11 protein-coding genes and 2 riboswitches are annotated in these 12,740 nt (G+C 39.6%); of the genes, 5 read left to right on the top strand and 6 right to left on the bottom strand.

What is annotated here, in order from left to right; all coding sequences use genetic code 11:
- Window positions 1-9: 9 nt before the first annotated feature.
- From cobK to MKZ14_RS13540, 4 genes are read right to left on the bottom strand one after another with little or no spacing between them, the layout of a single operon-like run.
- Complete coding sequence (cobK, locus tag MKZ14_RS13525) at window positions 10-771, bottom strand: precorrin-6A reductase (protein ID WP_339280098.1); 762 nt, start codon at window positions 769-771, stop codon at window positions 10-12.
- Window positions 768-1,706, bottom strand: coding sequence for a sirohydrochlorin chelatase (locus MKZ14_RS13530; protein ID WP_339280100.1), 939 nt, complete (start codon window positions 1,704-1,706; stop codon window positions 768-770). The genes cobK and MKZ14_RS13530 overlap by 4 nt, the downstream gene beginning before the upstream one ends.
- Before the next feature lie 14 nt (window positions 1,707-1,720).
- Window positions 1,721-3,388: a precorrin-3B C(17)-methyltransferase gene (gene cobJ, locus MKZ14_RS13535; protein ID WP_048392344.1), complete on the bottom strand. Its 1,668-nt coding sequence runs from the start codon at window positions 3,386-3,388 to the stop codon at window positions 1,721-1,723.
- 4 nt (window positions 3,389-3,392) lie between these two features.
- Complete coding sequence (locus MKZ14_RS13540; protein WP_004231296.1) at window positions 3,393-3,764, bottom strand: (2Fe-2S) ferredoxin domain-containing protein; 372 nt, start codon at window positions 3,762-3,764, stop codon at window positions 3,393-3,395.
- Window positions 3,765-3,909: 145 nt separating this feature from the next.
- A riboswitch (cobalamin riboswitch) is annotated at window positions 3,910-4,092 on the bottom strand.
- Between the two features lie 251 nt (window positions 4,093-4,343).
- A riboswitch (cobalamin riboswitch) is annotated at window positions 4,344-4,529 on the top strand.
- Between the two features lie 148 nt (window positions 4,530-4,677).
- Here MKZ14_RS13540 and MKZ14_RS13545 point away from each other — a divergent pair.
- From MKZ14_RS13545 to MKZ14_RS13565, 5 genes are all read left to right on the top strand, one after another.
- Window positions 4,678-5,424, top strand: a complete 747-nt coding sequence (locus MKZ14_RS13545; protein ID WP_339280102.1) for an energy-coupling factor ABC transporter permease — start codon at window positions 4,678-4,680, stop codon at window positions 5,422-5,424.
- 2 nt (window positions 5,425-5,426) lie between these two features.
- Window positions 5,427-5,699, top strand: coding sequence for an energy-coupling factor ABC transporter substrate-binding protein (locus tag MKZ14_RS13550; protein WP_009370241.1), 273 nt, complete (start codon window positions 5,427-5,429; stop codon window positions 5,697-5,699).
- Window positions 5,700-5,704: 5 nt separating this feature from the next.
- Window positions 5,705-6,478: a cobalt ECF transporter T component CbiQ gene (gene cbiQ / locus MKZ14_RS13555; RefSeq protein WP_339280104.1), complete on the top strand. Its 774-nt coding sequence runs from the start codon at window positions 5,705-5,707 to the stop codon at window positions 6,476-6,478.
- Window positions 6,475-7,311, top strand: a complete 837-nt coding sequence (locus MKZ14_RS13560) for an ATP-binding cassette domain-containing protein (RefSeq protein ID WP_339280106.1) — start codon at window positions 6,475-6,477, stop codon at window positions 7,309-7,311. Before cbiQ ends, MKZ14_RS13560 begins: the two co-directional genes overlap by 4 nt.
- 179 nt (window positions 7,312-7,490) lie before the next feature.
- The gene (locus MKZ14_RS13565) at window positions 7,491-10,988 is read left to right on the top strand and encodes a S8 family serine peptidase (RefSeq protein ID WP_339280107.1); all 3,498 of its coding nucleotides are present in this window, start codon (window positions 7,491-7,493) and stop codon (window positions 10,986-10,988) included.
- 97 nt (window positions 10,989-11,085) lie between these two features.
- Here the strand turns inward: MKZ14_RS13565 and MKZ14_RS13570 are convergent, their stop codons facing one another.
- A complete protein-coding gene (locus tag MKZ14_RS13570; RefSeq protein ID WP_339280108.1) occupies window positions 11,086-11,526 on the bottom strand; it encodes a GNAT family N-acetyltransferase in 441 nt (146 codons plus the stop codon).
- A gap of 118 nt (window positions 11,527-11,644) precedes the next feature.
- Window positions 11,645-12,733 (bottom strand): glycosyltransferase family 4 protein, encoded by a 1,089-nt coding sequence (locus MKZ14_RS13575; RefSeq protein ID WP_339280109.1) that lies wholly within the window; start codon window positions 12,731-12,733, stop codon window positions 11,645-11,647.
- Between the last annotated feature and the right edge of the window lie 7 nt (window positions 12,734-12,740).

Raw genomic sequence — 12,740 nt, forward strand, 5'->3', positions numbered from 1 at the left:
AAATGCCTCCTAAATTGTATGTTCAACAGCCTGTAATACTTCTTCAAATGTTGAATATTGTTGGCCGTATTGAATATTTGGTCGTGCAATAAGAATCGTTTCGATCTGGCATGCAAGGGCTGCCTCTAGCTTCTCATCAACTGAGCCAACTTTACCGCTTTCTTTGGTAATCATCAACGTCACTCCGTATTGACGAAATAGAGCTTCATTTAATTCCTTTGAAAACGGACCTTGAATGGCCACAATATCTCGCTGTGCCACGCCGAGCGCCTCACATTTTTCCATATTGTCCAGTCGTGGAAGCATACGAGCAATTACTCTCGTATTTTCTAAGCCGTGTAAAACCTTCGTAAATGTAGCGAGTGTTTTACTTCCAGTCGTTAGCATAATGACACCGCGTTTTTCTGCAGCTAGCTGAGCTGCCTCCTCATAATCCTTTACAACAGTAATTAAAGGATGGGCATAATGTTCATGAGCTCGCTCATAGCGAATATATGGAATCTGTGCCTGCTCTGCCGCTGCCATCGCATTTTTAGAGGCCTCTTCCGCAAATGGATGAGAGGCATCTACCACCAATTGATAGCCCTGCTCTGTCATGATGGTCGCCATTTCCTCAGCTGTCAGTCGACCGATTAAATGTGGCAGGCCAACGTCAGCAAGACTAGAGGCTGCCGACTCAGTGACGACCGTAGCGGTTACCGCATAACCTGCACGTTGTAATGCTAGGGCTAGATCCCTTGCATCACTTGTCCCTGCTAACATGAAAATCATTTTACCGGCTCCTCTTCATGATGATGGTGATGGTCATGATGGTCATGCCCATGATCGTGATGGTCGTGATGATGATGCGCATGTCCATGATCGTGATCGTGATCATGATGGTGATGATGATGTGCATGTCCATGTACTGCCGCATAGGCGCGATAATCTTCTAGATCTTGCATACCTGTTGATGTACCGTTGATTGCCTGTTCAATACGCTCTAATAAAACATTTTGTAACCGTTCATGGTAGCCAAAATAGTTAGCAATTTGAATATCACAATCTGGATAAAGTTCATTAAACTTCTCACACATGCCATGCATGCGTTCCATCAAAATGCCTGTGAATAAAAAGTATGGTAACATGATGATTTTTTTTGCACCTAGTTTGACACAACGTTCAATTCCTTCTTCAACTCGTGGATCTGTGACACCCATAAAAGCACTTTCTACGTATTTTACGGGTAGTTTTTCCCATAAGAGTCGCGTAATTTTATAAAAATCACCATTAGCAGATGGATCACTGCCACCTCGTGCAATCAATAAAATCGCTGTGTCTTCCTGCTCTTGTTCTGAATTAAAGCCAATTTCAGCTAGGCGATCTTGTAAAATGGCAAAGATTTCATCATGGATACCAATTGTTTGACCATATGTGAAGGTAATCGCTGGATAATGCTCACGCGCATGCTCGATTTCCGCTGGAATATGCAGCTTTGAATGGCCTGCATGCAGTAAAATGATTGGAATTACATGTACCTCTGTAGCTCCCTTTTTCACACAGTTTGTAATACCTTCTTCGATGTTAGGTGAAGCAAATTCAAGGAAACAAGTTTCCACTAAAAATTGTTCATCAATACGCGGTGTCATTTGTTCGATAAATGTACGAACCTCATCATTTCCTGCTGCTAAACGGCTCCCATGGCCGACAAATAAAATAGCTTTCATCTCTCTACTCCTTACTAGTCGCCGCACGGAGCTGGCTCTACTTTTATTTTGGAAGACATATCTTGATACGTAAAATGCAGTATCTTTTTCACACGTTTAAAATATTTAAACAAGCGTTCATTTGGATGAGCATTTGCTTTATATTCTTCAATAATATCTGTAATGAGTGGAATCAGTTGCTCAGGCTCCAGCCCTTCTACAACAGGCTGTGCTGCGTGTGCTGTACGACCGACTGGTTTTGCTCCAATAAAGACATCGAATTTACTTTTGCGGTAGACGATGCCAATATCATCAAATACAGCCCGATAACAGGCCATACCACAGCCATTAAAGCCAATATTTAATGTCTTCGGTAAGGACATACCGCCTAGTTTTTCTTGTATTTCCTCTGCATATGGTATTGAATCAGCCTTTTCACCGTAGCAAAAATCACAAGCCTTCAGTGATAACACATCACCAATCGGGGCTAATAAAAACCCTACTTCCTGTAATTTCTCTGTGATCTGTTCAGGGGCAGTCGTTGGTATTTTCAAATGAATTTGATGATCTGGTGTGTATTCCATCGTCCCCTCATCCCCAACGACCTCCGCTAACGTCATCATTTGCTGGGGAGTAAAAAACTTATTGGCTACACCAGGACTTACTGCTAATTCAAAAATAGATTCTATTTTTTGCTGTACAAGCTTCGGTGTTACTTTGACTGCGCTTGTCCCTTTTACCATTGCAAGTGCCGCTGTAGCCATTTCAAGAGCTGTTTTTTTAGGCTTTGGCGTAGCGGCTATACTGGGTTTATTAAAGCGCCCTGCATTAGGGTCAGCCGTAAAGTCATTTCGCGCTGTTCCCGTCTCTTGGTTCATTGCCCAAGGTTCATTTTCTTCGCGTAAACGTTGATGTGGACGTAATGGCTGTTTCTCTTCACCCAGGGTATATTTACGTTGGTAACCGCGGGGCGTAATCATCTTATTGTCATAGAAAAATGTTGACGAATTCCCGATAATGACAGTTGTCAACATACCAATATCATGTTCTAGCATTTCTGCTAGTGTTGTCATGGTCACTTCTTGACGCTCTCGATAGGCACTTTTCACAAGCCCTACTGGTGTGTCTGGCGAACGATATTCTAAGAGTATTCGTTGAGCCTCGACAATTTGTCTTGTTCGACGTCCACTTTTAGGATTGTATAAAGCAATGACAAAGTCCGCCATTGCAGCTGCCTCGACACGCTTTGCAATTAAATTCCAAGGTGTTAGATGGTCACTCAAACTGATTGTACAAGCATCGTGCATAATAGGTGCACCAAGTATGCTAGCGCATGAATTAATCGCAGAAATCCCAGGAACAATTTCAACTTCAATTCCTGTTGCTTCTGTCCAGCCTAGCTCAATTAACACCTCATAGACTAATCCTGCCATGCCATAGACGCCTGCATCACCACTCGAAATTACTGAGACGATGCTCCCTGCTTCAGCTTGACGAACGGCTTCCTGTGCACGCGACACTTCTTCTGTCATGCCTGTACTAACAATCGATTTTGCACTTACTAAATCTTGAATCAGCTCTACATAGGTTTTATAGCCTATAATCATATCACTTTGTTGTAAAGCCTCTACTGCACGTGTCGTAATATGCTTAAAATCTCCAGGTCCAAAGCCTACTACGAAAATTTTTCCTTTTTGCGCCATGTTGTTACCCCTCTTTCACCTTTTCGATCCCTTTAATGGCAGTTGTTTGAGCAGTACGCTGTAATGTACCTTCACGAAGTGTAAAGACATGTTCGTTGTATAAGGATTCATGATGTAAATCTTGTACTAGTGTTCTAGCATGCTCTGTTGATGGCACACGATACCAGTTTCCTTGAGGATAAGCGATTACCACACAAGCATCCTTGCAGCGTCCATTACAGCGCGTTCTTGTCGTATGTATTTCCTGATCGAGTGCTTGCCGCTGTATCTCATCTCGAATGGCTAAGGTAATTTCCTCCCCATCCTTTTTCATGCAGCTACTGCCATTGCAAATAAAGAGATGTGTTTTCATCCCCTCTAAATTCCAAGTTGTCATCTTCTGTCTCCCCTCATTTGCTTTTTGGAAAAAGAAAAACCTTTACTCTATAACGAAGAGTAAAGGTTTTGTAGAAGCCAAATAAAAACGAATAGAATGAAATACAGGTACCCGCTTTCGCTTCAACTTCTCCCTCCGAAAAGTTTGCATGCACAATCAAATAAGCAGGTTTCCTGACTTAAGCTTCATTTTACTGTCGCACCTTCCCAAGTTTGCACCAGTGGCTTTGCGATTTCATCAGCTATTACAGTAGCGGGGGCTGTATTGGATTTTCACCAATTTCCCTATTATCTCGAGCTATTCGAGCACTTATTGACGTTTTATATGAAATTTTTATTAGAATTTTAAATAGAAAACTGTCTTTATCATATCTTATTATTTTAAAATTTCAATATTTCTTTAAAAATTTATGACAAATTTATCAATTTTGAATGGAACTAGGTATGAAATTTATACAATCTATATAATTTGCGCACAAAATTTTATCAGAATATTCACCGTTGACCTTTAATTTAAAAAATTTCATAAAAGGTATAGCATATTTATGGAAATTCATGTTACACTTTGTCGTGAAATCTCACAATTTGAATGTTTTTCGGTGCAAAGTGCTTGTCATTTTGCTTAAAAGGGAAGCCGGTTTGAGTCCGGCGCGGTCCCGCCACTGTAATAGGGAGCTTTATAGAATATGTCACTGTCCAACGGATGGGAAGACCTATAAAGCATTGAACTAGAGCCAGGAGACCTGCCGAAAAATAAGTGATCGTTTCAACCTACGAGGATAGGTGTGCGGCTTAGCAGATGAGACTGTTATTTGCTTTTTTAGCTATGCACTTTTCCACCTAAGGAGAAGTGCTTTTTTTAATTACGCACGCAATATTCTAAAAATCTATTAATTAGTTAGGAGGAAAGCTTTTTGAAATTATCATGGTGGAAACTTAGTTATTTTTTACTGGCCTTTTTAATCGTGCCAAAACGTGCCTTTGCCATGCATATCATGGAAGGTTTTTTACCAATCGAATGGGCTATTTTTTGGTGGGTGATCTCTATCCCATTTATCATTCTAGGATTGCGTTCTATTCGAAAAACCATTGATGAAAATCCTGAAACCAAAATGCTTTTGGGGCTTTCAGGAGCCTTTGCCTTTGTGCTATCCGCCCTAAAAATCCCTTCAGTTACAGGTAGTTGCTCTCACCCAACTGGTGTAGGACTTGGGACAGTACTCTTTGGCCCTCTAGCAATGAGTGTAATTGGAACAATCGTTTTATTATTTCAATCTTTATTATTAGCTCATGGAGGAATTACAACTTTAGGGGCTAATGCCTTTTCTATGGCTATTGTAGGTCCTTTTATTGCTTACTTTGTCTTTAAAGGAGCACAAAAAGTAGGCTTGTCATTTTCACTAGCCGTTTTCTTTGCAGCCATGCTTGGTGATTTAGGTACATATGTTGTGACTTCTGTACAACTAGCACTAGCCTTCCCTTCTGAGGTTGGAGGCTTTATGGCATCCTTTACAAAGTTTGCAGGTATTTTTGCCTTAACTCAAATTCCTTTAGCCGTGAGTGAAGGCATTTTAACCGTCATTGTGATGAATTTCTTGAAAAAATACAATATTAGCGAATTAAAAACTTTACGTGTTTTCTCAACAAAGGAGGCACATTAAAGATGAAAAAAAATTTATTGCTGTTAGCCATTGTAGTGTTGTTAGCCATTATTCCGTTGTTCATACAAAAAGGTGCTGAATTTGGTGGTGCTGATGGTGAGGCAGAAGCAGCTATTGGTGAAATCAATGCGGAATATGAGCCATGGTTTGAGAGTCTATGGGAGCCACCTAGTGGTGAAATCGAAAGCTTATTATTCGTGCTACAGGCAGCTATAGGAGCTGGCTTTATTGGCTACTTCATCGGCTATATGCGTGGCAAACACAAAGAAGGTTAACCATTATGTTACTCATTGATAAGTATGCCTATCTGAATAAGCTAGCGTCCGTTCATCCGCTAGAAAAAATGATATTTTCACTTGGACTACTTCTCATAACGCTCATTATGAGAGATGAACGACTTTCACTCATTACATTTTTTGTAATGAGTGCTTTTATCATTGTAGGTGCAAAAATTCCGCTTACATACTATTTCAAATTATTATTGCTACCTGGCTTTTTCTTATTAACAAGCCTCGTTTCTATTTTACTTTCCTTTACATCATCAACGAATGCACTCCCTGCCCATATTTGGTCGTTTACCTGGAGCAATTGGACTGTCTTTATCGGGAATGCAAGTATGTTAGCAGCACAACAGCTGTTCTTTATAGTCCTTGGCAGTATTAGTTGTTTATACTTTTTAATTCTAACCACTTCTGTACAAGGAATATGTTATGTGCTAAGACAATGGCGACTCCCCTCTTTATTGGTTGAGCTCGTCGAACTAATCTATCGTTTTATTTTTATGTTTTTAGAAAGCATGCAAAATATACATCTCGCCCAGCAAGCACGTCTTGGCTATCATTCACCGATGCAATGGCTACGCTCTGTCTCCATGCTTATTGTGGCATTATTTGTGGAAATGTTTCAGCGTAGCCGAGAGCTCAACAATGCCATGCAATCACGTGGAGGCGAGGCCGTCTACTGGCAAGAGATGGGCTCTTATAGCAAGAAAAATTGGCTAGGCATGGCAGCTATTTTACTAGTCCTCATCGTATATGGAGGGTATTTTACATGACAGCATTTTATTTTGAACTCAACCAATTATCTTATGCCTATGCGGATGGTACGAAGGCGTTGTCAGATATTACATTAGACATTCCAAAAGGTAAAAAAATCGCCATACTCGGGCATAATGGCGCAGGAAAATCGACTTTATTTCAACATCTTAACGGTATTTTAAAACCTACAGCTGGGACGATTGTATTCGAAGGCAACGATCTGGAATATAGTCGAAAAGCTTTAAAGGCCCTACGCCAAAAAGTCGGCATTGTTTTTCAGAATGCAGATCATCAGCTTTTTTCAGGGACCGTCAAGCAAGATATAGCATTTGGCCCATTGAATCTCGGCTGGTCTACTGAAAAAACGGAAGAAAAAATAGCATGGGCCGTTGCGCAAACCGAAGTGGAAGATTTGCTTGATAAACCCATTCATTTTTTAAGCGTAGGTCAGAAAAAACGTGTAGCAATGGCAGGTGTTTTAGCGATGGAGCCCTCTGTCCTTTTGTTAGATGAACCAACAGCCGGTCTTGATAATTATTATGCTACACAAGTATTACAATACTTAGCCAAATTAGATGATGGTGAGAGAACCATTTTACTAGCAACCCATGACATTCCTCTTGCCTATGAATGGGCCGATCTAATGATTGTGATGGAGGCTGGAAAAATTATTTATAACGGCGATCCAATCACCTTGTTTTATGAAGAAGAATTGTTAAATCGCGCGCACCTTGAACGTCCATGGGTTTTTGAAATGGTCATAGCATTACAAAAAAAGAAGCTCTTGCCCGAAAATATCAAAATACCTCGTTCCAAGCAGGAGTTACAACAATTAATAGAACAACTCTAAAGTCTTTAACAATACCAAGGTCACGAAAAACAGACAGTATTTAACTGTATGGTTTTTCGTTCTACCCACCAAAAGTTAAATGAGGGAAGAAAAATTTCCCTTCATTACGAAACTTTTCTAATCTTTGTCCGTATTAATATAGTCGAGACTTAATTTATAACACCAAGGAGAGATAACAATTGAAAAGTTGGTATAAAAAATCAGTCGCTGTTGTAGCATCTGCTGCACTCATGGTTCCTGCTGCTTCTGCCTTTGCTGAGGCACCCCAGCATAAAGCAAAAAACATGCTGGCAAACAGTGCGAAACAAACAGAGAAGAATGAAGAAAAATGGATGAGTAAGGATACAATTGTTATCAAGCATTCAGGTCTTGATAAAAACGTACATAAAAAAATTGGCTCCAAGGTCATCCGCTCCATTCCTTCATTAGGTTATGATGTTGTACAACTAAATAAAGGCGTATCGATCGAAAAAGCCGTCTCTTACTATTTAAAGCAAAACGGAATATCAAGTGTATCTCCTAGTTACATCTATCATTCCTTTACTAAAGAAGCTGATCCTAAAAAACAAGAGATGTATCATTTAAACCTACTGCAAATGGATAAGGCACTAGAATTAGCAGGCAACCATGATGTCACAGTTGCTGTCATTGATTCTGGTGTAGATTTTAAACACCCCGATCTAAAGTCACAAGTACTCCCACCCTATAATGCAGCAGCACCCGCTAATACTACTTATTCAGGCGATCACGGAACACATGTGGCAGGTATTATCGCCGCAGCAAAAGATAATGGCGTAGGTGGGCACGGGATTAATCCGAATGCAAAGTTACTGCCAATTGATGTATTTAATGGCAATGAAGGTGCTAATGATTTCATCATTGCACAGGGTATTCTTTATGCAATTGAGCAGGGCGTAGACGTCATTAATATGAGTCTAGGAGGCTATGGTGAATCTCCCCTAATGAAGGAAGCCGTTCAGAAAGCGATTGATAGTGGTATTACAATTGTGGCGGCCGCAGGAAATGAATCGACAGATGAATATTCCTTCCCCGCTTCTTTTGAAGGTGTCATTAGTGTTGGTTCAACAAACGAACGCAACAAACTATCAAGCTACTCCAATTACGGTCCGTCTGTTGATATTGTTGCACCAGGTGAAGACATTTATAGCACCGTTCATGATGCGAAAAAAGGTTCATCCTTTGTCAAGTTTAGTGGTACATCCATGGCCTCTCCTGTCGTGGCAGGTATCGCCTCTCTTCTTAAATCCAAAGACCCATCTTTAAAACCGCATCAAATAGAAGCGATTTTAGAAATGACCGCACAAGATTTGGGCGAGAAAGGCTATGATCTTACTTATGGTCACGGATTAGTTGATCCTGTAAAAGCATTACAATTTGATTTAAATAAATTGCCTAAGCATTATTCAGAGACAAAGGAAGATCGTATTAAGAACGCCAAGATCCTTGCTAAAAATAAGCTAAATACAGAACAGGGTGCTTTTGAACAGCAAGACGAAAAGAAATGGTATAAAGTCGATTTAGAAGAAAATGAATATGCTCAATTAACATTAAAAGGCGCTGACAAATACGACTATGCCTTTGATTTATATTTCTACCCAAATAGCGGGATTGGAGATGTAGAGCCTATCCATGTCAATGATGTTCGCGTAGGAAAAAAAGAAGGTTATCTATTTAAAGCAGATCAAAAGGGAACGCTTGTTATTGGTGTCAAAGATCATAATGGAAGCTATAGTTTAAAAGGCAAATCTACTTACATTTTTACAGCACAAACGACGAAGGACTTGCCAATTGATACAATAGACAAGTCTACGATGGAGCCTATTAAAAAGTTCCCATATAGTACAGCAGGTAAAAACTATACATTACTGTCAAAAGATCAACAACAAGATCAAGATTACTTCACGTTCTCTGTCAAAAAACCGACGACGTTACAATTTGATCTATCGGGAATTCCTGGTGTCACTGCCTCTATGGAGCTTTATCTAAAAGATGACTTTAATCCTGTGCCACCAGAAGAAATCGATCAAGCTGAAAATGATGAAGGTGAAGAAGAAGCCTATCCAATGCAGACCGCTTATGGTACAGCAAAAGGTGAACCGGTTCGTATGATTATCGACGCTGTTCCAGATCAAGAGTACGTTTTAAGTGTATCTAATGAAAGTAATAGCGAGTTTTCTATGGAGATGTTCTTTAGTGGCGGCATCGAAAAAGAAGAAACGATCAGTGAATCGATGATCCCTTACACATTAAAAGGTGAAGTAGTTTCCCTCCCACCTGATGAGGATGGTCTACCTGTAGATGAAGCCATGATCGAAGAAAATGTTCCAGAGAGCCCATTACCGCTTATAGAAAACAACATAAAAAAACGTAATGAAATTGACAGCCTGATGAGTATGTTATTGAATCCTACGGCTTCAGGCAATCTAGAAAATGTTGACCCTATCATTAAGCAAGCAATCCGCTTTGAAATAGGTGACGATCAAAAAGCTTATTTCCAAACAGATTATGATGAGGATTATTTCTTATTTAAAGCGAAGGAAGACGCCCTTTATAGCTTCAGCTTTTTGAAAGGCATGAACCAAATGCCGACAGGTACAGTGTTTGAATATGATGAAGAAACAAAAGAATTAATTCCCGTTTCTTCCTTAACTAATGACCTTGGTATACTGGCACTACTACTTGGTTCAGCTGGTAACGAAGACGATGCAAAGGTCATACCATTGAAAAAGGACAAAACATACGTGGTAGCCGTTGTCAATGCTGGAGAACGATCTGCTGAGCCTTATACATTGAAAACAAAGAAAATAGGCGATATTCCAGCAGAGTACAATCCAAACAATCATGAGGAAGCAAAAGCGCTAAAAATTCAACTAGGTACTACTTATAGAGACCACCTGATTTATCAAGATGATGTAGATTATTACTACTATAAGCAACAAGGCAATGATGAGGTCATGAGTCTGCTTCTTTCTTCAGTTCCTTTTACTAATGAACAATTGGCTCAGCTACCTAAAGAACTGCAAAAAGACTTGAAATTTGCAGGAGCTATTATCGAAGATACGAACGGCAATATGAAGATTGATGCCAAAGAAATGGAGACAGAAATTCCATTTGGCTTAGGTGATAATATTCTTGAAATGTTACTTGGAATGATGGGTACAAACGATGTAAATACATCGTTTAAGGCGAAGAAGGATCGAGGCTATTTTATTCTAGTCAACAGCATGGGGCTTGGCCAAGTATCGATTCAGCCTTATACATTAACATTGTTTGATCATAAGCATGTGGATGAAGATGCGGATTCAAAATTAGTAAATGGAGTACCTAGCAAGCCATCTGTTCTTGTGAAAAAGGATGAGAAATGGGTTGCAACGCAATATTTAAATGCAGGTATACCATTTGGTGATAAAGACTATTTTGAATGGAATAACGATCAGAAACGCGAAGTCTTCTTCTCACTCCAAACAGAAAAAGCGTTGGATGGTGTTATTCGAGTGTTAGATGCAAACGGAAAAACCGTCAAAACATTCGATCTTTACGGTGTTGGTGATGCCGAGGTTGGTACGGTGGAGCTGGATGCAGGCAAATACTATATTGAAGTAAGTGAGTTTGATGGCAAAGCTAGCACACAACCCTATACGCTTGAAATAAAATAGTTAGAATTAAAAATATCCCCTAGATCAAAACGATCTAGGGGATATTTATGATCTGAAAGAAGCATTTTCATCCAACGATGAGATTCACCACTTCGGCTTACATAAAATATTTAACATAATTACAATATTCATCTTGCTTCATTTGTAGCTTTTCATAAAGCTTACGTGCATTTACATTATCAGCCGCCGTTTGTAACGTGACATAGCGAGCATACTGTTGCTCACAATAATGAAATACCTTTTCCATCAATGCCTTGCCCACCCCTAGGCCTCTAGCATCTTCTGTTACATAAATATCATTTAAAATATAGGCACGCTGTAAAGCAATGGACGAAAATGTTGGATATAATTGTGTAAATCCAATCATCTTGTTATCCACCAGTGCGATAAAAATGACGGATTCTTTCAAGGCTAATCGTAATTGTAAAAATGCCTTGGCACTGCTTATATCTGACTCAATTCCATAAAATTGACGATATTCATCAAACAGTTTTGATAAATCCTCTAGTTCATTCATTGTTGCTTGTCGTATTTCCATTCTAGTCTCCCCTTGTGTCTACCCATGATTGTCTAACTTTATAAAACTAGTTTTTATTATATAGGAAATACTGGTATAAAGAAAAGAATACTCCTCTCCATCCAGAAAAGATTGATTTTTATTCACCTAAATAAGTGGCAATCTTCTTGACGATCTGCCTCCAATTTAATTCATTGCGGGCAAATGCTTGGAGCTGGACACAAGTATCTTCCAACAATGGTTCCTGTGCTGCAACTTGTTGCAATGTCCGACCCATTGCCTCCCAATCATGTGTAGGATGGATTGTTCCAAAACGCTGTTGTTGTGTAATATCAGCAGCACCATCCACATCTGTTGTCACGATATAGCAACCATTTTTAGCTGCCTCCGCAAAGACATGAGCATAGCATTCGACTAAAGACGTTAAGCAAAAAATTTTAGCCTTTCGATACTCCTCTTCTAGCTGGACCTTATCAAAAATAGGTCCTACCATCGTCACTTGAGCGGCAAACGGCTGACTATCTAGTAATAGTCTCAGCTCTTCTTGAAATGAGACTGACATCGGCCCTACTAAACGAAGCTCCCAATCTGGCAATTGTGCTGCTAGAAATGCCTTGACTGTCAAAATTGTTTGCTTCTCTGGTGCATCCAATCGCCCAACTGTTAGAATGCTATTTTTTTTCTCGTGAAACGGCACTGACTCTGTGGGAAAATGTTCATAAAAACCATTGGGTATATGTTTCACATCCAATTGTGAAAAGTCTTTGATTGCTGTTTGAATAGATATACATTCAGAGGTTAGGAGATCACAAAGCTGCAACAACTCTAAAAAATAGGGATAGGTTTTTAATCGATTTAACCAAAATCGATTAACATCTAATTTCATATAAATTTTGCCATTTGGATTAAAGTGCTTATAGGCTTTCAAAATAGCTAAATAGGATGGATAGGGTCCAATAGCAAAGGCAATGTCGATGTCCTTTGCATGCTGGGCTAAATAGGCATTCATATTCGCCACATAATCATCTGCAAATGGTACAGACTCAAATTTTACAGTGGGAAAGACTTGTTGAAGTAGAGCTTCATTCATTTCTGTCGTGACAATAGTGACCTCATAGCCTAAATGTTCCCCCAACAAAATAGGCACTAGACACAAATCTTTGAAAATATGGGCATCCGAAAGTTTGTAAGATTCTACGCTACAAATAAATGCTATCCTTTTTGTCATCGTATCC

The organism is Lysinibacillus sp. FSL P2-0066 (assembly GCF_037969495.1).
GTDB classification, from domain to species: Bacteria; Bacillota; Bacilli; order Bacillales_A; family Planococcaceae; genus Lysinibacillus; species Lysinibacillus boronitolerans.

What these genes read in the sequence shown, in the direction of transcription:
- cobJ (WP_048392344.1), bottom strand. Translation starts at nt 3,388, where the DNA reads ATGGCGCAAAAAGGAAAAATTTTCGTAGTAGGCTTTGGACCTGGAGAT.
- cobK (WP_339280098.1), bottom strand. Translation starts at nt 771, where the DNA reads ATGATTTTCATGTTAGCAGGGACAAGTGATGCAAGGGATCTAGCCCTA.
- MKZ14_RS13560 (WP_339280106.1), top strand. Translation starts at nt 6,475, where the DNA reads ATGACAGCATTTTATTTTGAACTCAACCAATTATCTTATGCCTATGCG.
- cbiQ (WP_339280104.1), top strand. Translation starts at nt 5,705, where the DNA reads ATGTTACTCATTGATAAGTATGCCTATCTGAATAAGCTAGCGTCCGTT.
- MKZ14_RS13570 (WP_339280108.1), bottom strand. Translation starts at nt 11,526, where the DNA reads ATGGAAATACGACAAGCAACAATGAATGAACTAGAGGATTTATCAAAA.
- MKZ14_RS13540 (WP_004231296.1), bottom strand. Translation starts at nt 3,764, where the DNA reads ATGACAACTTGGAATTTAGAGGGGATGAAAACACATCTCTTTATTTGC.
- MKZ14_RS13530 (WP_339280100.1), bottom strand. Translation starts at nt 1,706, where the DNA reads ATGAAAGCTATTTTATTTGTCGGCCATGGGAGCCGTTTAGCAGCAGGA.
- MKZ14_RS13575 (WP_339280109.1), bottom strand. Translation starts at nt 12,733, where the DNA reads ATGACAAAAAGGATAGCATTTATTTGTAGCGTAGAATCTTACAAACTT.
- MKZ14_RS13550 (WP_009370241.1), top strand. Translation starts at nt 5,427, where the DNA reads ATGAAAAAAAATTTATTGCTGTTAGCCATTGTAGTGTTGTTAGCCATT.